This window comes from Microbacterium sp. NPDC060117 (genome assembly GCF_042729315.1).
Taxonomy (GTDB): Bacteria; Actinomycetota; Actinomycetes; order Actinomycetales; family Microbacteriaceae; genus Microbacterium.
Genome location: NZ_JBHWXR010000002.1, coordinates 116,824 through 138,788, shown reverse-complemented (window position 1 = coordinate 138,788; position 21,965 = coordinate 116,824). Strand labels below are relative to the sequence as shown.

General features: G+C 69.0%; 22 protein-coding genes. 8 read left to right on the top strand and 14 right to left on the bottom strand.

Annotated features, from left to right (window positions below; translation table 11 throughout):
* Positions 1–2: 2 nt before the first annotated feature.
* The 4 genes from ACFWCK_RS06790 to rpsA form a co-directional block, all read right to left on the bottom strand.
* A complete protein-coding gene (locus ACFWCK_RS06790) occupies positions 3–788 on the bottom strand; it encodes a GNAT family N-acetyltransferase (RefSeq protein ID WP_233309187.1) in 786 nt (261 codons plus the stop codon).
* Complete coding sequence (gene coaE / locus ACFWCK_RS06785) at positions 785–1,393, bottom strand: dephospho-CoA kinase (RefSeq protein ID WP_378805151.1); 609 nt, start codon at positions 1,391–1,393, stop codon at positions 785–787. Before coaE ends, ACFWCK_RS06790 begins: the two co-directional genes overlap by 4 nt.
* Positions 1,394–1,426: 33 nt before the next feature.
* Positions 1,427–2,656, bottom strand: coding sequence for an MFS transporter (locus ACFWCK_RS06780; RefSeq protein ID WP_378805150.1), 1,230 nt, complete (start codon positions 2,654–2,656; stop codon positions 1,427–1,429).
* A gap of 191 nt (positions 2,657–2,847) precedes the next feature.
* Positions 2,848–4,308 carry a 30S ribosomal protein S1 gene (gene rpsA / locus ACFWCK_RS06775; protein ID WP_233309184.1) on the bottom strand — a complete coding sequence of 487 codons (1,461 nt, stop codon included), beginning with the start codon at positions 4,306–4,308 and terminating at the stop codon, positions 2,848–2,850.
* 298 nt (positions 4,309–4,606) lie between these two features.
* Here rpsA and ACFWCK_RS06770 point away from each other — a divergent pair, with 298 nt between their 5' ends.
* Positions 4,607–5,542, top strand: a complete 936-nt coding sequence (locus ACFWCK_RS06770; protein ID WP_378805148.1) for a 5'-3' exonuclease H3TH domain-containing protein — start codon at positions 4,607–4,609, stop codon at positions 5,540–5,542.
* Positions 5,543–5,565: 23 nt separating this feature from the next.
* Here the strand turns inward: ACFWCK_RS06770 and ACFWCK_RS06765 are convergent, their stop codons facing one another.
* A complete protein-coding gene (locus tag ACFWCK_RS06765; RefSeq protein WP_378805146.1) occupies positions 5,566–6,552 on the bottom strand; it encodes a PHP domain-containing protein in 987 nt (328 codons plus the stop codon).
* Positions 6,553–6,571: 19 nt separating this feature from the next.
* The gene (gene trpD / locus ACFWCK_RS06760) at positions 6,572–7,636 is read right to left on the bottom strand and encodes an anthranilate phosphoribosyltransferase (protein WP_233309181.1); all 1,065 of its coding nucleotides are present in this window, start codon (positions 7,634–7,636) and stop codon (positions 6,572–6,574) included.
* Between the two features lie 181 nt (positions 7,637–7,817).
* On the opposite strand from trpD, the gene ACFWCK_RS06755 reads away from it, so the two are divergent.
* The 6 genes from ACFWCK_RS06755 to ACFWCK_RS06730 all read left to right on the top strand — a co-directional run bounded on the left by ACFWCK_RS06755 (position 7,818) and on the right by ACFWCK_RS06730 (position 13,134).
* Positions 7,818–8,471, top strand: a complete 654-nt coding sequence (locus ACFWCK_RS06755; RefSeq protein ID WP_378805145.1) for a heme-copper oxidase subunit III — start codon at positions 7,818–7,820, stop codon at positions 8,469–8,471.
* 21 nt (positions 8,472–8,492) lie between these two features.
* Positions 8,493–9,290, top strand: coding sequence for a c-type cytochrome (locus ACFWCK_RS06750; protein ID WP_233309180.1), 798 nt, complete (start codon positions 8,493–8,495; stop codon positions 9,288–9,290).
* A 33-nt stretch (positions 9,291–9,323) separates the two neighbouring features.
* Entirely contained in the window at positions 9,324–10,397 is a 1,074-nt protein-coding gene (locus ACFWCK_RS06745) for a ubiquinol-cytochrome c reductase iron-sulfur subunit (protein ID WP_233309179.1), read from the top strand.
* Positions 10,394–12,205, top strand: a complete 1,812-nt coding sequence (locus tag ACFWCK_RS06740; RefSeq protein WP_233309178.1) for a cytochrome bc complex cytochrome b subunit — start codon at positions 10,394–10,396, stop codon at positions 12,203–12,205. Before ACFWCK_RS06745 ends, ACFWCK_RS06740 begins: the two co-directional genes overlap by 4 nt.
* A gap of 85 nt (positions 12,206–12,290) precedes the next feature.
* Positions 12,291–12,710, top strand: a complete 420-nt coding sequence (locus ACFWCK_RS06735; RefSeq protein WP_378805143.1) for a rhodanese-like domain-containing protein — start codon at positions 12,291–12,293, stop codon at positions 12,708–12,710.
* Complete coding sequence (locus ACFWCK_RS06730; RefSeq protein WP_378805141.1) at positions 12,703–13,134, top strand: DUF4440 domain-containing protein; 432 nt, start codon at positions 12,703–12,705, stop codon at positions 13,132–13,134. Before ACFWCK_RS06735 ends, ACFWCK_RS06730 begins: the two co-directional genes overlap by 8 nt.
* 143 nt (positions 13,135–13,277) lie before the next feature.
* Here ACFWCK_RS06730 and ACFWCK_RS06725 read toward each other — a convergent pair whose 3' ends face one another.
* The 5 genes from ACFWCK_RS06725 to ACFWCK_RS06705 form a co-directional block, all read right to left on the bottom strand.
* The gene (locus tag ACFWCK_RS06725; protein ID WP_233309175.1) at positions 13,278–13,712 is read right to left on the bottom strand and encodes a cytochrome c oxidase subunit 4; all 435 of its coding nucleotides are present in this window, start codon (positions 13,710–13,712) and stop codon (positions 13,278–13,280) included.
* Between the two features lie 3 nt (positions 13,713–13,715).
* The gene (gene ctaD, locus ACFWCK_RS06720; protein WP_233309174.1) at positions 13,716–15,443 is read right to left on the bottom strand and encodes a cytochrome c oxidase subunit I; all 1,728 of its coding nucleotides are present in this window, start codon (positions 15,441–15,443) and stop codon (positions 13,716–13,718) included.
* Positions 15,444–15,448: 5 nt separating this feature from the next.
* Positions 15,449–16,348, bottom strand: a complete 900-nt coding sequence (gene coxB, locus ACFWCK_RS06715) for a cytochrome c oxidase subunit II (protein WP_233309173.1) — start codon at positions 16,346–16,348, stop codon at positions 15,449–15,451.
* A 121-nt stretch (positions 16,349–16,469) separates the two neighbouring features.
* The gene (gene erpA / locus ACFWCK_RS06710) at positions 16,470–16,829 is read right to left on the bottom strand and encodes an iron-sulfur cluster insertion protein ErpA (protein ID WP_233309172.1); all 360 of its coding nucleotides are present in this window, start codon (positions 16,827–16,829) and stop codon (positions 16,470–16,472) included.
* Between the two features lie 117 nt (positions 16,830–16,946).
* Positions 16,947–18,362: a dipeptidase gene (locus ACFWCK_RS06705; protein ID WP_378805139.1), complete on the bottom strand. Its 1,416-nt coding sequence runs from the start codon at positions 18,360–18,362 to the stop codon at positions 16,947–16,949.
* Positions 18,363–18,416: 54 nt separating this feature from the next.
* Here ACFWCK_RS06705 and ACFWCK_RS06700 point away from each other — a divergent pair, with 54 nt between their 5' ends.
* Positions 18,417–18,980, top strand: a complete 564-nt coding sequence (locus ACFWCK_RS06700) for a DUF3043 domain-containing protein (protein ID WP_233309170.1) — start codon at positions 18,417–18,419, stop codon at positions 18,978–18,980.
* 95 nt (positions 18,981–19,075) lie between these two features.
* Here the strand turns inward: ACFWCK_RS06700 and ACFWCK_RS06695 are convergent, their stop codons facing one another.
* The 3 genes from ACFWCK_RS06695 to hisD are packed head-to-tail and all read right to left on the bottom strand — an operon-like array spanning position 19,076 to position 21,962.
* A complete protein-coding gene (locus ACFWCK_RS06695; RefSeq protein WP_378805138.1) occupies positions 19,076–20,098 on the bottom strand; it encodes a quinone-dependent dihydroorotate dehydrogenase in 1,023 nt (340 codons plus the stop codon).
* A gap of 45 nt (positions 20,099–20,143) precedes the next feature.
* Complete coding sequence (gene nrdR / locus ACFWCK_RS06690; RefSeq protein ID WP_233309168.1) at positions 20,144–20,617, bottom strand: transcriptional regulator NrdR; 474 nt, start codon at positions 20,615–20,617, stop codon at positions 20,144–20,146.
* A gap of 10 nt (positions 20,618–20,627) precedes the next feature.
* Positions 20,628–21,962 (bottom strand): histidinol dehydrogenase, encoded by a 1,335-nt coding sequence (hisD, locus tag ACFWCK_RS06685; protein ID WP_378805136.1) that lies wholly within the window; start codon positions 21,960–21,962, stop codon positions 20,628–20,630.
* Between the last annotated feature and the right edge of the window lie 3 nt (positions 21,963–21,965).

The following is a 21,965-nucleotide window of genomic DNA, read 5'->3' as shown; positions in this document are numbered from 1 at the left end:
CGTCAGCCCCCGCGCGTCCAGACGTACGGCGTGGTGGTCGTGACCTTGCGCATGCCGGACCGCTCGAGGATCGGTCGGGAGAACTCGGTCGAATCGGAGTGCAGATAGCGCAGCCCGCGCTGCAGAGCAGCCTGGGCGCGCTTCGCCGTCAGGGCCCGGTACACGCCTCGGCCCCGCCACTCCGGCACGGTCGCACCACCCCAGACCCCTGCGAACTCGGTTCCGCCGACAGGTTCGAGGCGCCCGGCACTGATCACGCGCCCCTCGGCCTCCGCGACCCAGAGCACGACATCGTCGCCGGCCGCGACACGGGCGATCATGTGCTGCGCCCGCTGCTCGCCGTCGCCGTGCCCGAACACGGCCGCCTGCATCCGCTCCATCGCGACGATGCCCTCGTCGTCGCGCACCTCGCGCAGCACCACGCCCTCGGGCACCGGCACGTCGACCGCGAGGGCGGCTGCCTCCCCGAGCATCACCGACTCGACCTCCTCCGGGAAGAAACCGGCATCACGCAGCGCGGTCTCGAGGCCGGGTGCGACGTCGTGTCCGCGGGTCTTCCACTCCGCCGAGCCCACTCCGGGGAGCGCCTCGAAATGCGCGCGCACCTCCTGAACCAGCGATCGGATGCGGCGCTCCCCCAGCCCCGCGAGATCGGCATAGCTCGCGAAACCGGCGCCGCCCGGGAACACGCCGACCCAGGCCGGACCGATCCTCCGGATGCTCTCGGCGCCCGCCAGCTCCGCCTCGCCGCGCAGCTGCCGGTCGTACTCAGCCAGCAATGGGGTCACGCCCGAGACTCGGTCTGCAGCCGCTGCCACAGCTCGTCCGCCTGCCGGAGAGTATCCGCCAGCGACCCCGCCGTGTCGACGAGAACGTCCGCGATCTCGCGACGACGCTCGTCCGGCACCTGCGACGCGATCCGCTTCCGCGCCTCGTCGCGGTCGAGACCACGTTCCCGCACGAGCCGGTCCTCGCGCTCGGAGGCCGGGGCGTCGGCGACCACGATCAGGTCCCAGGGGTCGTCCACGCGCGCCTCCACCAGCAGCGGGACGTCGTACACCACGACGGCGGAAGGATCCGCGGTCAGCGCCTCGGCGAACCGCCGCTGCGACTCCGCCTTCACGGCGGGATGCACGATGGCGTTCAGACGGCCGAGCGCATCCGCGTCGCCGAAGACCCGCGCTCCGAGTCTCGCCCGGTCCAGAGCCCCGTCGGCCTGGATCATCTCGGTGCCGAACTCGGCCGCGATGCGCGCGAGCACGGGCGAGCCCGGTGCTTGCACGTCGCGGACGATCCGATCGGCGTCGATGACGACGGCGCCGTGCGCGGCGAGCCGCGCCGCGATCGTGGACTTGCCCGACGCGATGCCGCCGGTGAGCGCGATGAGGGGCATGCTGCCAGTCTCGCACGGGATCCGCACCCGCCGTCAGGGACGCCCGTTCCGCACTCCGGCCGATGGATCCGCCGCGCGCAGTGCGATGACCGCGGCCAGGGCGGCAGACGCGCACATCCCGATCACGATCCCCCCGAACCACGCCCAACCCCATGCCGCGAACGCGATGCCGAGCGCCCACCCGAACAGGCTCGAGCCCGCGTAGTAGGCGAAGTAGTAGAGCGACGACGCCTGCGCGCGGCTCTCCGCGGAGGCGGCGACCGGAGTCCACCCGGATGCCACCGCGTGGGCGCCGAAGAATCCCGCCGTGAAGAGCACCAGGCCGAGCAGCACGACAGCCGTCAGCGGCACCAGCATGAGCGCGGCGCCGCCGGCCATCACCGCGATCGATCCCAGCAGTACGGGGTACCGCCCCGCCCGCGAGGCCAGGACGCCGGCCCACGGCGACGATGCCGTCCCCGCGAGATAGGCGAGGAAGAGCAGCGTCACGAACCATGCGGGCAGCGCGAATGGCGCAGCGGAGAGATGGAAGCCGAGGTAGTTGTACACCGCCACGAACGCACCCATCAGCAGGAACGCCTGGGCGTACAGCGCCAGCTGGCGGGGAGAGCGCAGCAGGGCGAGCAGTCGTGTCGCGACGCCGGAACCGCGGTCCGCGCCCAGCCGCAGCGGCACGAAGCCCTGCGACCGCGGCGCGAGCCACAGGAACAGGCCGGCGGCCACCGCGCAGAGTCCCGTCGCGGCCCACACTCCCGCCTGCCACCCCGTGGCCTCGGCGACGAGACCCGACACGATCCGCCCTGCGAGCCCTCCGACCGTCGTGCCCGCGATGTAGCTGCCCGCGGCCGCGGCCGCGTGGCGGGGACCCACCTCCTCGGCGAGGTAGGCGAGCGCGACGGCGGGCACGGCCCCCAGCGCCACCCCCTCGGCGCAGCGCAGGGCGAGCAGGACGACGATGTCGCCGCCGAAAGGCGCGAGCATCCCCAGCGTGGTCGCCGTGATCACTCCGACCGCCATCGCGGGCACTCTGCCGATCCGGTCCGCGACGACGGACCAGCCGATCACCGACGCCGCCAACCCCAGCGTGGCGGCGGAGACGCTCAACGCGGCGGTCGCCGGATCCACGGCGAGGTCGCGGGCAAGCTGCGGCAGCACCGCCTGCGGCGCATACAACTGCGCGAACGTCGCGATGCCCGCGAAGAACAGGCCGAGGATGAGCCGCCGGTACGCAGGGGATCCCGGGGCGTGACCGACGAACGTCACCGAACGCGGATCCGACGTCGCGCAGCTCGGGGACGCAGCGCGATCGGATCCATGTCCTCCATCCTCACACGTCCGCGGGGCGTCGTCCGCGGCGAGCCGGCGAAGGCACTGGGCCGTGTTTCCAGCACATGCGGAACGGGCCGCCACCTGCCCGGAGGCGAGGTGACGGCCCGTTCGTCGAAGGGTGACGCTTACGCGTTGCCGCCCGAGAGCTTCTCGCGCAGAGCCGCGAGAGCCTCGTCGTCGGCCAGCGTGCCGGCGCCGGCGGAGTCGCTCGAGAACGACTGCGCGCTCGCGCTGAAGTCGTCGCCCGCAGCGGCCTCGGCCTCGGCGGCCTTGATGACCTGCGCCTTGTGCGCCTCCCAGCGAGCCTGGGCAGCCGCGTACTCCTGCTCCCATGCCTCCCGCTGGGCGTCGAAGCCGTCCTTCCACGCACCGGTCTCGGCGTCGAAGCCCTCCGGGTACTTGTACTCGCCGTTCTCGTCGTACTCGGCGAGCATGCCGTACAGGGCCGGGTCGAACTCGGTGCCGTACGGGTCGACCGACTCGTTGGCCTGCTTCAGCGACAGCGAGATGCGGCGACGCTCGAGGTCGATGTCGATGACCTTGACGAAGACCTCTTCGCCCACCGAGACGACCTGCTCGGCCAGCTCGACGTGCTTGCTGGACAGCTCCGAGATGTGCACGAGGCCCTCGATGCCGTCCGCGACGCGCACGAACGCACCGAACGGAACGAGCTTGGTGACCTTGCCCGGGGTGACCTGGCCGATGGCGTGGGTGCGGGCGAAGACCTGCCACGGGTCCTCCTGCGTCGCCTTCAGCGACAGGGAGACGCGCTCGCGGTCGAGGTCGACCTCGAGGATCTCGACGGTGACCTCCTGGCCCACCTCGACGACCTCGGAGGCGTGCTCGATGTGCTTCCAGGACAGCTCGGAGACGTGCACGAGGCCGTCCACGCCACCGAGGTCGACGAACGCACCGAAGTTCACGATCGACGACACGACGCCCTTGCGGACCTGACCCTTGTGCAGGTTGTTGAGGAACGTGGTGCGCGACTCGGACTGCGTCTGCTCGAGCAGGGCGCGGCGCGAGAGGACCACGTTGTTGCGGTTCTTGTCGAGCTCGAGGATCTTGGCCTCGAGCTCCTGACCGAGGTACGGCGTCAGGTCGCGGACGCGGCGCAGCTCGATGAGCGATGCCGGCAGGAAGCCGCGGAGGCCGATGTCGACGATGAGTCCACCCTTGACGACCTCGATGACCTGACCGGTGACGACGCCGTCGTTCTCCTTGATCTTCTCCACGTCGCCCCAGGCGCGCTCGTACTGGGCGCGCTTCTTGGACAGGATCAGACGGCCTTCCTTGTCCTCCTTCTGGAGGACGAGGGCCTCGACCTGGTCGCCGACGGAGACGACCTCGTTGGGGTCGACGTCGTGCTTGATGCTCAGCTCACGCGAGGGGATGACGCCCTCGGTCTTGTAGCCGACGTCGAGGAGGACCTCGTCGCGGTCGATCTTGACGATCGTGCCCTCGATGATGTCGCCGTCGTTGAAGAACTTCAGGGTCTTCTCGACCGCAGCCAGGAAGTCCTCGGCAGATCCGATGTCGTTGATCGCGACCTGCTTGGTGGCCGGGGCGGCCGTTGCGGTAGTCATGTAGTGGGTTGTCCTTGTTGATGGATACTCGGGCCGCGGCACGCGCTCAGCAGAGCACAGGATCGCACCGCGGCGAATTGAATGTGTCTTGGTCGTCACGCACGCAGGAGGAACCCCCCACCGGTGACACCTCATGCTATCAGGTCGCTGAGCGTTCCGGTGACCGCATTCTCGCGGCCCGCGCCCCTCGACCGTCCGGCACAGCAGTGACCAACGCCGCGCTTCCGCGTGATGTTCCCCGGGGCCGGCTTCCCGCGCTCCTGGACGGATGCGATGACGGCCCTGGCAGACTGTGGGGATGACCGACGCCGCTCCGAAGCTGCTCCTCCTCGACACCGCCAGCCTCTACTTCCGCGCCTTCTACGGCGTGCCCGACGCGGTCAAGGCGCCGGACGGCACCTCGGTGAACGCAGCCCGCGGGCTGCTGGACATGATCGCGAGGCTCGTCACGGCCTACCGGCCCACTCACCTCGTCGCCTGCTGGGACGACGACTGGCGTCCGCAGTGGCGGGTCGACCTCATTCCCAGCTACAAGGCGCACCGCGTCGTCGAGGTGGTCTCGGGCGGAGCCGACGTCGAGGAGGTGCCGGATCCGCTCGAGGCGCAGATCCCGATCATCCGGGAAGCGCTCGGCGCACTCCGGATCCCTATCATCGGGGTCGCCGCACATGAGGCCGACGACGTGATCGGCACGCTGGCGACCGTCGCGGAGATGCCCGTCGACATCATCACCGGGGACCGGGACCTGTTCCAGCTCGTGGACGACGCCCGAGGCGTCCGGGTGATCTATACCGGTCGCGGCATGAGCAACCTCGAGGACCTCACCGAGGAGGCGGTGGTGCGCAAGCACGGGGTGCTCCCGAGCCAGTACGCCGACTTCGCGACGATGCGCGGCGACGCCTCCGATGGGCTCCCCGGCGTGGCCGGGGTCGGCGAGAAGACCGCGGCGAACCTCCTCGCCGTGCACGGCGACCTTGTCGCGATCCGCGCCGCCGCCGAGAGCGCGGAGGGCATGTCGGCGGGCGTGGCGAAGAAGATCCTCGCCGCCTCGGACTACCTCGATGTCGCCCCCACCGTGGTGCGCGTCGCGACCGCGTTGCCGATCTCCGTCCCCGCCGAGCCGCTGCGGCCGCTCGACGCCGCCGAGACCGCCGCCGCCGTCGGCGTGGCCGAGCGGTGGAACCTCGGCACCTCGATGGCCCGCGCGCTGGAGGCGCTCAGCCGCACCGCGTGAGGGCGTCCGCCGGCAGCCCGCGTTCAGCCCGCCCAGCGCAGCAGCCGCTCGAGCCCCCAGGTCGTCACGATCCGCTCCGTCGGAATCCCGGCGCGCTCGGCCCGCTCGGCGCCGTGATCCAGCAGCGAAAGCTGCCCCGGCGCGTGCGCGTCGGAGTCGATCGAGAACAGGCAGCCGAGGTCCAGGGCGAGCGCGAGCAGATCGTCCGGCGGATCATGGCGCTCCGGTCGGGAGTTGATCTCGACCGCGACGCCGTTCTCGGCGCACGCCTCGAAGACGGCACGGGCGTCGAACCTCGACGGCGGCCGGGTGCCTCGCTCACCCTGCACGAGCTGCCCCGTGACATGTCCGAGCACGCTCACGCGCGGGTTCGAGACCGCGGCGACCATGCGCCGCGTCATCGGCCCCGGATCCATGGCCAGCTTGGAATGCACGGACGCGACCACGATGTCGAGTTCCCCGAGCAGTCCGTCCTCCTGATCCAGACCCCCGTCATCGAGGATGTCGACCTCGATCCCGGTGAGCATCGTGAGCCCGTCGCCGCTGAGCGCGCGCACCTGGGGCAGCTGCGTGCGCAGCCGCTCGGAGCTGAGCCCGCGCGCGACGCGCAGCCGCGGAGAGTGGTCGGTGATCGCGAGGTACTCGTGCCCCAGGGCGCGCGCGGCATCGGCCATCGCGGCGATCGGCGTCGTGCCGTCCGACCACTCCGTGTGCGCATGCAGATCGCCGCGCAGCCGGGACCGCAGCTCCGACGCGATCTCCGGCTCGACCTCGCCGCGCAGCTCGACGAGATAGGACGGCGTCCGCCCGTCGAGCGCCTGTCGGATGACCTCGAACGTCGAGGATCCGATTCCCTTCGCCTGTTGGATCCGGTTCAGATCCGACCTGGCGTCCTCGGGGAGTTCGGCATACGTGGCCGCGGCGGCGCGGAACGCCTTGGCCCGGTAGCGCGAGGCCCGCTCGCGCTCGAGCAGCCTGGCGATCTCGAGCAGCGCCTCCTGCGGATCCATGTCGGCCCTCCCCGGCCCGTCAGCTCGCGGCGAGCTCCTGGGACGCCGCGACCCATGCGTCCAGCTTCGCGATCGCGCGCCCGTCGTCGACGGCGGCCTCCGCTCGCACGAGTGCCGCACGCAGACGGTCCACGATCGCGACCTGCGCCTGTGCGGGGTCGTGGGACAGCTCGTAGGCGACGATGCCCGCCGCCGCGTTCAGCAGCACGATGTCGCGCACCGCACCGCGCTCGCCTTCCAGCGTGCGGCGCAGCACGCCGGCATTGTGCTCCGGGGATCCGCCGATCAGGTCGGTCAGCTCCGCGAGCGGGATCCCCAGGTCGCGCGGATCGAGGTCGTGCTCGTGGATGTCACCGCGGGTGACCTCCCAGATGCGGCTGTGCCCGGTGGTCGTGAGCTCATCCAGCCCGTCATCGCCGCGGAACACGAGCGCCGTGGCACCGCGGGTACGGAACACGCCCGTGATCAGCGGCACCCGGTCGAGCTGTGCGACGCCCACGGCGTTCGCCTCCGCACGCGCCGGATTGCAGAGCGGGCCCAGCATGTTGAACACGGTCGGCACGCCGAGCTCCGCTCGCACGCCGCCCGCGTTCTTGAACCCGGGATGGAAGGCCCCCGCCCAGGCGAAGGTGATGCCCGTGCGGTCGAGGATCTCGGCGACTGCCTGGGGGTCGAGCGTGAGCTGGAGTCCCAACGCGCCGAGGACGTCGGAGGACCCGGATGCCGAGCTCGCCGCGCGGTTCCCGTGCTTGACGACGGGGATGCCGGTCGCCCCGATGATGATGGCGGCCGTCGTTGACACGTTCACGGTCCCGATCCGGTCTCCCCCGGTGCCCACGATGTCCAGCACGTCCGAGGACACGGGGAGTGGCACGGCCGCCTCCAGGATGGCGTCGCGGAAACCGACCACCTCATCGATGGTCTCCCCCTTCGCACGCAGCCCGACGAGGAAACCGGCCAGCTGCGCCTGGGTCGCCTGCCCGCGCATCACCTGACGCATCGCCCAGGTCGACTCGTAGACGCTCAGATCGCGTCCGGCGAGGAGCGTGGAGAGGACATCGGGCCAGGTCAGAGCATCCGCCATGCCAGCGATCCTAGCGATGTGATGCAGTCGTGATCCCCGCTCCGGCAATCCGCGACCCGCCCGCAAGCCCGCGTCTCTCAGGGGATTCGCGGCTGGTTCCGAGGTCACACCGAGGCCCGGACGAGCTGAACCGCCGTCGCCGGTGCGACAATCGGCGTCTCGGATCGGCCATAATGGACAGGTGACGACCTCAGCGACGTATGCCCCGGTGGCGAGAACGATCAAGCGCCCCAACCCGGTGGCTGTGGGAACCATTGTCTGGCTCGGCAGTGAGGTGATGTTCTTCGCGGGACTCTTCGCGATCTACTTCACCCTGCGCAGCACCTCTCCGGAGCTGTGGGCCGCGCGAACCGAGCAGCTGAACGTGCCGTTCGCCGCGATCAACACCTTGGTGCTGGTGCTCTCCTCCGTGGCGTGCCAGATGGGCGTGTTCGCAGCTGAGGACATGCAGCCCTACCGGCTTGCGAAGGGACAGAAGAACCTCGCTGGCAAGCGCTACCTGTTCGGTTGGGGCATGGTCGAGTGGTTCTGGCTGACCTTCGCCATGGGCGCCTTCTTCGTGTCGGGTCAGGTCTGGGAGTACTCGACGCTGGTGGCCGAGGGGATGCCGATCTCGGCCGACTCCTACGCCTCGGCGTTCTACATCACCACCGGCTTCCACGCCCTGCACGTCACCGGCGGTCTGGTCGCGTTCCTGCTGACCCTCGGCCGGGCCTTCGCCGTCAAGAACTTCACGCACAAGGAGGCGACGACCGCGATCGTGGTGTCCTACTACTGGCACTTCGTCGACGTCGTCTGGATCGTGCTGTTCTTCGTCATCTATTTCCTCAAGTAAGAAGCGGAGCGGATTCCCGACATGGCACGTGAGAAGAAGCGCCGTACCGGCCGTCGCAGCCCCCTGGCTGCCGCGGCACTGATCGGCGCAGGCCTGATGATCACCGGCGGCGTCTACGCCGGTGCGAGTGCGGCGTTCGCCGCGACCGAGCCGGCGTCCGTCACCGCCGCGGTCTCGACCGAGGACGGGCAGAAGCTGTTCCAGGCGAACTGCGCCACCTGTCACGGCATGAACCTGCAGGGCACCGCCACCGGGCCCAGCCTGTACGGCGTCGGCGAGCTCGCGGTCGAGTTCCAGATGTCCACCGGGCGCATGCCGCTGCAGATGCAGGGCCCGCAGGCTCCGCAGAAGCACCCGCAGTTCTCCGAGGAGCAGATCAAGAACGTCGCCGCGTGGGTGCAGTCCGTGGCTCCCGGCCCGACCTACCCCGAGGAGAAGATCCTCGACGGCAAGGGCGACGTGGCGCACGGCGCCGAGCTGTTCCGCATCAACTGCGCGATGTGCCACAACGTCGCCGGCGCCGGCGGCGCCCTGACCGAGGGCAAGTACGCACCGGGCCTGATGAAGACCAGCGCGCTGCACATGTACGCGGCCATGGTCACTGGACCTCAGAACATGCCGGTCTTCGGCAACATGAACCTTTCGGCCGAAGACAAGCGCGACATCATCTCGGCGCTGCTCTTCCAGCAGAACGCGCCGCAGGTCGGCGGCATGGACCTCGGATCCCTCGGACCCGTCTCGGAAGGTCTGTTCATCTGGATCTTCGGCATCGGCGCATTGGTCGCCATCACCGTGTGGATCACGGCGAAGTCCAACTGACGCCGGCATATCGCAGAACGTACGAGGAGAACCATGGCACACGACGACCCGCACGCTCTTGACCGGACCTATCAGGCACCGGCCGGGCTGAGCGTCGACGTCAGCGACCCCGCGCACAACCCGGGGCTGCCCGCGCACCGCGAGCGCATCACCGACCAGGATCCGAAGGCGATGAACGCCGCGGTCCGCACGGTCTACACGCTCTTCTACCTCTCCCTCGCGGGCAGCATCTGGGCGGTCGCCGCCTACATGTTGTTCCCGATCGAGAGCGGCTCGCTCATCGATGTGCGCTACAACAACCTGTTCATCGGCCTCGGAATCGCCCTCGCCCTGCTCGCGCTGGGTATCGGCGCGATCCACTGGTCGAAGGCGATCATGGCGGACCACGAGCACATCGAGTACCGCCACCCCACTCGTGGCCGCGACTCCACCCGCGAGGCTGCGATCAAGGCCTTCGCCGACGCGAACGAGGAGTCCGGTTTCGGACGCCGCGTGATGATCCGCAACTCGCTCATCGCCGCGGTGGTCGCCTCGGTCGTCCCCGGCCTTGCCCTCTTCCGCGGCCTGGCTCCGCACAGCACCCCCGAGAACCCGATCGCGGGCGACCCGGTGCAGCTGCTCAAGCACACCATGTGGGAGAAGGGCATGCGTCTCGCGCACGACCCCGACGGCACGCCGATCCGCGCTGCGGACATCGTGCTGGGCTCCGCCGTGCACGTGATCCCCGAGCCGCTCAGCAAGGTCGGCCACGAGGACGGCTACCTCGAGGAGAAGGCCAAGGCGATCGTGCTGCTCGTCCGCCTGCTTCCCGAGCAGCTCCACCCCTCCGAGGCGCGCAAGGACTGGGCGTACAACGGCATCGTCGCGTACTCCAAGGTCTGCACCCACGTCGGCTGCCCCGTCGCGCTGTACGAGCAGCAGACGCACCACCTGCTCTGCCCCTGCCACCAGTCGCAGTTCGACATCACCGAAGAGGCCAAGGTCATCTTCGGTCCGGCGGCGCGCCCGCTGCCGCAGCTGCCAATCACGGTCGATGACGAGGGCTACCTCGTCGCGCAGAGCGATTTCCACGAACCCGTCGGTCCGAGCTTCTGGGAGCGTCATTGAGCACCGCAACTGTTACCGAGCAGAAGTCCTCGGAGAAGCCTTCGGAGGCGCCCCTGGGCGGCCGATTCGTCGGCGGTCTCTCCAACTACATCGATGAGCGGACGAGCCTCTCCGGTTTCGTCAAGGAGCTCGGCCGGAAGATCTTCCCCGATCACTGGTCGTTCATGCTCGGCGAGATCGCTCTGTGGAGCTTCGTCGTGGTGCTGCTGTCCGGCACCTTCCTGACGTTCTTCTTCCAAGCGTCGATGGTGCCCACGCACTACGCCGGGGCCTACGCGCCCATGCGGGGCGTGGAGATGTCCGCCGCACTCGACTCGACACTGCGCATCTCGTTCGATCTGCGCGGCGGCCTGCTGGTCCGTCAGATCCACCACTGGGCGGCGCTGACGTTCGTGGCCGGCATCGGCGTCCACATGCTGCGCGTGTTCTTCACGGGCGCGTTCCGCAAGCCGCGTGAGCTGAACTGGGTGATCGGCTTCGTGCTGTTCGTCCTCGCCATGGCCGAGGGCTTCACCGGATACTCGCTCCCCGACGACCTGCTCTCGGGCAACGGCCTCCGCATCATCGACGGCATGATCAAGGGCCTGCCCTTGATCGGCACCTGGACCTCGTTCATGCTGTTCGGCGGCGAGTTCCCGGGCGACCAGATCGTGGGACGCCTCTACACGCTGCACATCCTGATCCTGCCGCTCCTGGTGATCGGCCTGGTCGTACTGCACCTCATGCTCATGGTGATCAACAAGCACACGCAGTTCGCCGGCCCCGGCCGCACGGACGAGAACGTCGTGGGCTACCCGATGATGCCGATCTACATGTCGAAGATGGGCGGTTTCCTGTTCATCACGTTCGGCGTGATCGTGCTGATCGCCTCGCTGTTCCAGATCAACCCCATCTGGAACTACGGCCCCTACGATCCCTCCCCCGTGTCGGCGGGTACCCAGCCGGACTGGTACATCGGATTCGCGGACGGCGCTCTGCGTCTGGCGCCGTCGAACCTCGATGTCGTGTTCCTCGACCACACATGGTCGTTCGGGATCATCCTCCCGGTGCTGGTGCTGGGCCTGTTCATCGTGCTGGTCGCCGTCTACCCCTTCATCGAGGCGTGGATCACGGGCGACAAGCGCGAGCACCACATCGCGCAGCGTCCTCGCACCTCCGCCACGCGTACCGCGATCGGCGTGGCCGGTGTGATCTTCTACGCGACGCTGTGGGCTGCGGCCTCGTCCGACCTGATCGCGACGCACTTCTCGCTGACGATGGAGGGCGTGATCCACACGCTCCAGGCTCTGCTGTTCATCGGCCCGGTGCTCGGCTACTTCGTCACGAAGCGCATCTGCATCGCCCTGCAGAAGAAGGACCGCGAGATCGTCCTGCACGGCTACGAGTCCGGTCGGATCGTGCGCCTCCCCGGAGGCGAGTTCATCGAGGTCCACAAGCCGGTCGACGTGTACGACCGCTGGAAGCTCATCGACACCGAGGTGTACGAGCCTCTCGTGGTCCGCCCGAACGCCAAGGGCCGCATCCCGTGGACGCAGAACCTGCGTTCCTCGATGTCGCGCTGGTTCTTCGAGGATCGTCTCTCGCCGCTCACTCAGACCGAGGTCGCTGCAGCTGACGCGCACCAGCGTCACGCGCTGCACGACACGGACGAGGCCGCGCACGACGAGATCGTGGCGTCCCACACCCGTGCCGGTGTGAGCGAGGACCAGATCGCACCGGTCGACACCACGCACGTCAGCGAGACGCCGAACACGCCGAGCTCCGCGCTCGCCCCGGAGTCGCTGCCGACGAAGGAGGGCGGCGAGTAGGCCGCTCCCCCACCTCGATCGAAGGCCCCGTCACACGACGGGGCCTTCGTCGTTCCCGGACCTGTCCCCGGAGTAGCCTGGCCGCATGACTTCTGCCATGGATCACTTCGCCGCAAGGCTCGCTCACGAGACCGATGCGAGCGACGTGCACGCCGCCCGCAGGGCCGGCGAACAGCTCGCCGTCGTCGACGTCCGCAGCGACGAGGCCTGGGCGCAGGGACGCGTCGTCGATGCGATCCACATGCACTACAGCGAGATCGCCGAGAGGGCGCCGCGGGAGATCCCCCCGGGCACCTCCGTGGTGGTCTACTGCTGGAGCCCCGGGTGCAACGCCGCAGACAAGGGAGCCCTCGAGTTCGCCAAGCTCGGCTACGACGTGAAGCTCATGATCGGCGGCTTCGAGTACTGGGTCCGCGAAGGCTACCCCGTCGCGGACGCCGATGGCGTGCACCGGCGCCCTGTGGATCCCCTCACCGGGGTGGCCCGCGTGCGCTCACGTGCCTGACATCCACGACGCCCGGACCGCAGCGGCGGACGAGTCCGAAGACGCCGCAGCGGCGCACAAGCCCGACGATGAGCTGCGGGAGTCTCTCCGTGCCCGGGAGAGCGCACTGCACTCCCCTGCGGTCCGAGGCGATGCAGCCGCCCTGGACCGGATCCTGCATCAGGACTTCCGGGAGATCGGTCGCAGCGGCAGGCTCTGGACCCGATCGGCGATCATCGGCGCACTCGTCGCGGAAGAGCGCGGCGCTGCACCCGAGGAGACCCGAGACTGGACGATCGAGCGTCTCGGACGGCGGCATGCCCTGCTGACCTACACGATCTCCGGAGCGTCCGGCGCGAGCCGCCATTCGTCCCTGTGGGAGCACGACGGCCTGGAGTGGCGTCTGCGCTTCCACCAGGGGACGCACATCGCGCCAACGCCCTGACTCTCCACTGAAGCACACCCGGGCGGCGCTCCCACGGCTTCACACCACCGCATCCGTAGCGGCTGCATGGACCCGGAAAAGATGCTGACACACGAAGAAGGCCCTGGAGCGGTGCTCCAGGGCCTTCTCACACGGCAGTCCGCTCAGCGGGCGAAGTGCCCGCGGTAGTACTCGTAGACCCACCCGACGATCGCGACCACGAAGATGGCCAGCGCGACCGGGAAGAGGAACACGCCCACAGCCAGCGCGATCATTCCGACCGCGGCCGCACCGGCGAGCACGATCGGCCACCAGGACCACGGGCTGAACTCTCCGAGCTCCGGGTCGCCGTCATCGATGTCGCTCGTGAGGATGTCCTCGGGCAGCGTGCCGCCCTGGGCCTTGTGCGTGCGGTCGAGGTAGAACGCGATCATAGCGCCCATGAACGCGGCAAAGAACAGGGCGACGGTGCCGACCCACTCGATCGCCTTCACGGGCGGCTCACCGGCGTGCGCGACCAGGTTCCAGACCGTGTAGGTCACGCCCACGAAGGCGAAGAACGCGGTGAGGATCCACCACAGGACGATGTTGTCGCGCATGGGTCAGTGGGCCTTTCCGTCAGCGGCCGCAGCAACCGGGTGCTCGGCGGCCTCCGGGTGGTTGAGGTCGAACGCCGGACGCTCGCTGCGGATACGCGGGATCGAGGTGAAGTTGTGCCGAGGCGGCGGGCAGGACGTCGCCCACTCGAGCGAGGCGCCGTAGCCCCACGGGTCGTTCACGGTCACCTTCGGAGCCTTGCGCGCGGTCAGCCACACGTTCAGGAAGAACGGCAGCATCGAGGCGCCCAGGATGATGGCGCCGATCGTCGAGACCTGGTTCTCCCACGTCCAGTTGTCGTACGCCGAGTAGTCGGCGTAACGACGCGGCATGCCGTCGACGCCCAGCCAGTGCTGGATGAGGAACGTCATGTGGAAGCCGATGAACAGCATCCAGAAGTGCACGTAGCCGAGGCGCTCGTTGAGCATGCGGCCGGTCCACTTCGGCCACCAGAAGTAGAAGCCGGCGAACATGGCGAACACGACCGTGCCGAACACCACGTAGTGGAAGTGCGCGACGACGAAGTACGAGTCGGAGAGGAAGAAGTCCAGCGGCGGCGACGCCAGGATCACGCCGGTCAGACCGCCGAAGACGAACGAAACCAGGAAGCCGAGGGCGAACACCATCGGCGTCTCGAAGGTGACCGATCCTCGCCAGAGCGTGCCGATCCAGTTGAAGATCTTCACGCCCGTGGGGACCGCGATGAGCATGGTCATCAGTGCGAAGAACGGCAGCAGCACACCGCCGGTGACGTACATGTGGTGCGCCCACACCGCCACGGACAGCGCGGCGATCGCGATCGTCGCGTAGACGAGGGTCTTGTATCCGAAGATCGGCTTGCGGCTGAACACCGGGAAGATCTCCGAGACGATGCCGAAGAACGGCAGCGCGATGATGTAGACCTCGGGGTGGCCGAAGAACCAGAACAGGTGCTGCCAGAGGAGGACGCCACCATTGGCGGGGTCGTAGATGTGCGCGCCGAGCACGCGGTCGGCCGCGGCGGCCAGCATGGCGGCGGCCAGCACCGGGAACGCCATCAGGACCAGGAGGCTGGTGATCAGCGTGTTCCACGAGAAGATCGGCATGCGCCACATGGTCATGCCCGGCGCGCGCATGGTGATGATCGTGGTGATGAAGTTCACGGCGCCGAGGATCGTGCCGAAACCGGACATGCCGAGTCCCAGCATCCACAGGTTGCCGCCGGCGCCAGGGGTGAACGACGCGCTCGCGAGCGGCTGATAGGCGAACCAGCCGAACGAGGCAGCGCCCTGCGGCGTGAGGAAGCCCGCGACCGCGATGGTCGAGCCGAACAGGAAGAGCCAGAACGCGAAGGCGTTCAGACGCGGGAACGCGACGTCGGGGGCGCCGATCTGCAGCGGGAGGATCGCGTTCGCGAAGCCCGCGAACAGCGGGGTCGCGAACATCAGCAGCATGATCGTGCCGTGCATCGTGAACAGCTGGTTGTACTGCTCCTTCGTCGGCACGATCTGCATGCCCGGCGAGAACAGCTCAGCGCGGATGATGAGGGCCATCACGCCACCGAGGAGGAAGAACAGCACCGAAGCGATCAGATACATGTATCCGATCGTCTTGTGGTCCGTGGAGGTGATCCACTTGACGACGATGTTGCCCTTCTGCTCGACGCGGGTCGAGCTGAGCAGAGCCGCCTGACGCGGCGGGATCGTCGTCGGACGCGCGCCGGTCTCTGACGTGTCGGGAAGAGTGCTCGTCATTCTGCTTACTTCGCTTCCGAGTCAGTCGCGGGCTTCCCGGTGCCGGGGAAGTTGGTGAGGCGGTCGTAGGCGTCGGTGATGTCGCCGGTGTTGCCCTCGTCCTTGAGCTTGGTCAGGTACGACTGGTATTCCGCGTCGCTGACGACCTTCACGTTGAAGAGCATCATCGAGTGGTACTCGCCGCAGAGTTCGGCGCACTTGCCCTGGTAGGTGCCCTCACGGGTCGGCGTGAACGACCAGGAGTTGTCCTTGCCGATGTACATGTCCTTCTTGTAGAGGAAGTCGATGATCCAGAACGAGTGGATGACATCGCGCGACTGGAGGGTGATCTTCACCTTCTTGTCGACCGGCAGGTACAGAGTGGGCAGGGCGGCCTGATCGATGTTGCCGGCCTTGTCGGGCTGGGCCTGGACGCCCATGGTCCAGACGGCGTCGGAGTTGTCCTTCTCCGTGCCGTCGTACTGGAAGTCCCACGCCCACTGCTTGCCGATCGCGGTGATCGACACATCGGGCTTGTCGTACTGCGTCTCGATGATCGTCTGATCACGCGCCGTGAAGGCGAACATGCCGAAGATCAGGATCAGCGGAACGAGGGTGTAGAAGATCTCGATCGGCATGTTGTAGCGCAGCTGCACCGGCAGGCCGGTCTGCCCCTTGCGACGCCGGTAGGCGATCGCGGCCCAGCCCATCAGACCCCAGGTGATGAGGCCGACGATGAGCAGGACGATCCAGGAGTTGACCCAGAGCGCGGCGACCCGATCGGTCTGGTTGGTGGCCGGTGTGCCATCGGCGACGAAGCCCGGAAGGAATCCGTGGAGCTCTGTGGGAGAGCATCCCGCGAGGGCCACGGCTGCCGCTACTCCCAAGGGGAGTGCGGCCCAACGAAGGCGGCGTTTCGAGGGCACGATGCACCTTTCAGATCACGGACGTGGGCTACCCCAGTCTAGGGCAACCTCACACCCGATTCACGCCATCCACGCAGGTTCGGCGTGGTTGGCGCAGGGGTGGAAGAAGGGATTCCGCGGGTCAGTGGAAGCTGTCGCCGCAGGCGCAGGAGCCCTGCGCGTTGGGGTTGTCGATCGTGAACCCCTGCTCCGAGATGGTGTCCTTGAAGTCGATCGCAGCGCCGTCGAGATACGGCACGCTCATGTTGTCGACGATCACCTCGACGCCGTCGAAATCGACGGTCTCGTCGCCTTCGAGGTAGCGCTCGTCGAAGTAGAGCTGATAGATCAGGCCGGAGCATCCGCCGGGCTGCACGGCGACGCGCAGGCGGAGGTCGTCGCGACCCTCCTGCTCCAGCAGGCTCTTCACCTTCGCCGCGGCGGCGTCGGTGAGCTTCACGCCGTGGGCGGTGGTCTCGGGGGTGAGGGTGATGTCGCTCATGTCGCTCCTTGGATCGGCCGTGCACTGGCACGGTTCCCGTGCTTCGAGTCTACCGCCGCGCACGAGGGCGGCATCGATCGCGACCGGCCGTGACCGCGATCGATGCGCCCTGACTCGTCAGAGGGTGATCTCGTTCATCCGGGTGAGCAGCAGCGCCTCGGTGGCCACGGCGTGGCGGAAGGTGTCCAGATGCAGCGACTCGTTGGGGCTGTGGGCGCGCGAGTGGGGATCCTCCACGCCGGTGACGAGGATCTCCGCGCCGGGGAAGCGCTCCACGAGGTCCGCGATGAACGGGATGGATCCGCCGATGCCGAGGTCGACGGGTGCGGTGCCGTAGCCGTCCGCCATGGCGCCGCGCACCAGCCCCACGGCCCAGCCGCTCGTGTCGACCAGGAACGGGTTGCCGAGATCGGCGTCGGAGAAGGAGAGCTCCGCACCGAAGGGCGCATGGGCGCGCAGGTGTGTCTGCAGCGCGGCGTAGGCGTCGTCCGCACTCTGCCCCGGCGCGATGCGGCAGCTCAGCACGACGGTGGTCTCCGGTGCGAGCGTGTTGGACGCGGCGGCCACGGAGGTGGCGTCCACCCCGATCACGGTGACCGAGGGCTTGTTCCAGATGCGGCTGAGGATCGTGCCGTCGCCGATGGGCGTGACGCCCGGCAGCAGCCCGGTCTCGTCGCGCAGCGTCTCCTCGCTGTACTCGGGCGTGGCGGCGTCGCGCACCGTGAGGCCCTCGACCGCGACGGATCCGTTCTCGTCCCAGAGCGTGTTCAGCAGCCGGATGGTCGCGAGCATGGCATCGGGCACCGCTCCCCCGAACATGCCGGAGTGCGAGGCGTGGTCGAGCGTGCGCACAGTCAGGGTGAATCGCACGGCGCCGCGCAGTGAGACCGTCAGACCCGGCGTGGCGGAGTCCCAGTTGCCCGAATCGGCCACGACGATCGCGTCGGCGCGCAGGGCGTCCTCGTTGTCGCTGAGGAACTGCGCGAACGAACGGGATCCGTACTCCTCTTCGCCCTCGATGAACATCGCGATCCCGAGGTCCAGGTCGTCGCCGAGCGTCTCCGCGACCGCGCGGATGGACGCGATGTGCGCCATGATCCCGGCCTTGTCGTCGGCGGCGCCGCGACCGTACAGACGTCCGTCACGGACGGTGGGCTCGAACGGCGGGGTCTCCCACAGCTCGTCGTCGCCGGGGGGCTGCACGTCGTGGTGCGCGTAGAGCAGGATCGTGGGCTTGCCGTTGCGCGCGGCGCGGCGCGCCAGGATCGCAGGCTGCCCGACCTCGTCGGTGCCGGGGATCGCGGCCCGCAGCACGCGCACGCTGTCGAACACGCCGGTGGCTTCGACGAGCTCGGAGATCGCCGCGGCGCTGCGCACGAGCTGGGTCTGATCGAACGCGGGCCAGGCGACCCCGGGAATGCGCACGAGGGTGCCGAGATCGCTGAGCGCGGCGGGGATCCCGGTGCTCACGGCTGCGGTGACGGCGGCTTCGACGTCACCGGGTGCGGTGACCGAGGAGGAGGGAGAAGTCATGCAGGTAATCTTAGAGAACACCCTTTTCCCGCTCTCTCGACATCAGGAGCCTTCGTGCCCAGCACTCCCACCCCCGCACCAGAGGACTCCTCCTCCGCCGACGCGAGCGGCAAGGGGCGCCGTACGCCGACGCGGGCCGAGCAGGAGGCCGCCCGACGCCGCCCTCTCGTGCCGGACACCAAGGAGGCCAAGGCGCAGGCCCGCGCCGACCTGCGCGTCCGTCAGGAGCGCCAGCGCGTCGGCATGGCCAACGGCGAGGAGAAGTACCTCCCCGTCCGCGACCGCGGCCCGCAGCGGCGCTGGGTGCGGGACTACGTCGACGCCGGCTGGCACGTCAGCGAGTGGATCATGGCCCTCATGGTCGTCGTGATCGTCGTGTCTCTGATCCCGAACACCCTGGTCGCCTACTGGGCGTTCATCGGCCTGTGGGGCTTCATCGCGATCGCGATCATCGACATGGTCTTCCTCGGCATCCGCGTGAACCGTCGGATCGCCGACAAGTTCGGCAAGGACAAGCGCGAGCGCGGCCTGGCCTGGTATGCCGCCATGCGGTCGCTGCAGATGCGCTTCATGCGGCTGCCGAAGCCCCAGGTGAAGCGCGGGCAGTACCCGGATTGATCCGGACCCCCTCGACATGAGAGAAGGATCCCGTGCGCGACGCGCCGGGATCCTTCTTCGTGTACGGCGTGGCCCGCACCGCTCGCCGAACGGGATCAGCGGCCGGAAAGTCCCGCGCGGATCTGGCGTGCCCAGAGCGGCCCCCGGTACAGGAACGCCGTGTAGCCCTGCACGAGGGTCGCACCGGCGTCGAGTCGCTCCCGCACCTCGGCTCCCGTCTCGATGCCGCCCACCGAGATCACGCAGAAGTCGGCGGGCACGGCGTCGCGCACGAGGCGCAGGACGGCGAGCGAACGCTCCTTGAGCGGCGCGCCGGAGAGACCGCCCTCCCCCGCCGCGACGACCTTCGCCGGATCCGTGGTGAGGCCTTCGCGCGAGATCGTGGTGTTGGTGGCGATGAGCCCATCCAGCCCTTCGGCGACGGCCAGCTCCGCGATCGCGGTGACCTCGTCGTCGGGAAGATCGGGGGCGATCTTCACCAGAAGCGGGGTCGCACCCGCCGCGACCTTCACCGCGCGCAGCAGCGGCGCGAGGGTCTCGACGGCCTGCAGCCCGCGCAGGCCCGGCGTGTTCGGAGACGAGACATTGATCGCGAGATAGTCGGCGAGCGGCGCGAGGCGCACGGCCGATGCGACGTAGTCCGCGGTGGCGTCCTCGACGGCGACCACGCGGCTCTTGCCGATGTTGACGCCGATGACGGCGGAGGGCCGGCGCCGCCGCAGCTTCCAGAGCCGCTTCTCCGCAGCCTCCGCACCGGCGTTGTTGAAGCCCATGCGGTTCACCACGGCGCGGTCGGGGATGAGGCGGAACAGGCGGGGCTTGGGATTGCCCGGCTGCGGAATGGCCGTGATCGTCCCGACCTCCACATGCCCGAAGCCGAGCGCGGACAGCCCGCGCACGCCGACGGCGTTCTTGTCGAATCCGGCGGCGATGCCGAACGGGGTGGGGAACGTGAGCCCGAGCGCGTGCACCTCGTCGCCCGCGGCGGGGCGGGTCAGCGCACGCGCCACCCAGGAGAATGGCGGCACGCCGAGGATCCGCACCACGACCATGCCGGCATGGTGGGCGAATTCGGGATCGAAGCGCGCGAGGACGAGGCGGAAGAGCAGAGGATACATCCCTGCCAGGCTACCGGGGTCCGGACCCTGATCCCGACCTGTCGCTCAGAGCGCGGTGTGCGCGGCCGTCCTGTGATGGTCGGCACGCAGTTCGGCGATCGACGCCTCGAAGTCCTCGAGGGAGTCGAACGCCTGGTAGACGCTCGCGAAACGGAGGTAGGCGACTTCGTCCAGATCCCGCAGCGGGCCGAGGATGGCCAGGCCGATCTCGTTGGTGTCCAGTTGAGACACGCCGGTCTGACGCACGGCCTCCTCGACGCGCTGCGCGAGGATCGCCAGATCCGCCTCGGTGACGGGGCGGCCCTGGCAGGCCTTGCGGACGCCGGAGATCACCTTCTCGCGGCTGAACGGCTCCATCACGCCGGAGCGCTTGATGACGTTGAGGCTCGCGGTCTCGGTCGTCGAGAAGCGTCCGCCGCACTCCGGGCACTGACGGCGACGACGGATCGACAGACCGTCATCGCTCGTGCGCGAGTCGATGACGCGGGAGTCCGGGTGACGGCAGAACGGGCAGTGCATTCGAGAAAGCCTACGCCCCGGCCACCGCGGCGGGCGCGGCCGCGGCTGTGAACCGGGCCTCGACGGCCTCGCCGTGGGCCGGGAGGATCTCGGCGTCGGCGAGCGCCACGACGCCCTTGCGAGCACGCGCCAGCGCATCACGGTCGTACGAGATCACCTGTTGCGGGCGGAGGAACGTGTAGGCGCCGAGGCCGGACGCGTAGCGCGCCTGTCCCCCGGTCGGGAGCACGTGATTGCTGCCCGCCATGTAGTCGCCCAGGCTCACCGGCGTCTGGTCTCCGACGAACACGGCGCCGGCGCTCGTGAAGGCGGCGGCCGCCTCCTCGGCGTCGACGAGGTGCAGTTCGAGGTGCTCGGGGGCGTAGGCGTTGCTGAACGCCACGGCGGCAGCACGATCGTCGACCAGGACGATCGCCGACTGGGGGCCGTCGAGCGCCGTCTGCACGCGCACGCTGTGCCGGGTGACGGCAGCGGCCGTCGCGACCTCGGCCGCGACGCGGTCCGCGAGCTCCGCCGAGTCCGTAACGAGAACGGCGGAGGCCTGCTCATCGTGCTCGGCCTGGCTGATCAGGTCGGCAGCGATGAGACGAGGGTCGGCCTTGGCGTCGGCGACGACGAGGATCTCGGTCGCACCCGCCTCGGAGTCCGTCCCGACGACACCGGCGACGGCGCGCTTGGCGGAGGCGACATAGTTGTTGCCCGGGCCGGAGATCACGTCGACCGGGTCGAGTCCGATCGCCGCGACGCCGTGTGCGAGCGCGCCGATCGCGCCGGCGCCGCCGATCGCATAGACCTCGTCCACGTCGAGCAGAGCCGCCGCGGCCAGGATGGTCGGGTGGATGCGGCCGTCCTCGTCCGCCTGCGGCGGGGAGGCCAGCGCGATGCTGTCGACGCCGGCGACCTGGGCAGGGACCACGTTCATCACGACGCTCGAGGCGAGCGGCGCCTTGCCGCCGGGGATGTAGACACCGACCCGGCCGACCGGCTGCCAGCGCTGGACGATGCGCGCGCCCGGACCGATTTCGGTGACCTGTGACGCGGGCACCTGCGCGGCAGAACCCTGGCGCACGCGATCGATCGCAGCCTCCAGCGCCTCGCGCACCTGCGGGTCGACTCCGGCGAGCGCCTCGTCGAGGTGCTCTCGAGGGACTCGGATCGCGTGCCCGCTGACCCGGTCGAAGCGCTCGGCCTGCTCGCGCAGCGCCTCTTCGCCGCGGACGCGCACGTCCTCCACGATCGCGGTGGCGGTCGCCAGGGCCTCGGCGCGGGCAGCCGTGGCGCGCGGCACGGCGGCCAGCATCTCGGCGGTGGAGAGGGTGCGACCCCTCAGGTCGATCGTCTGCATGCG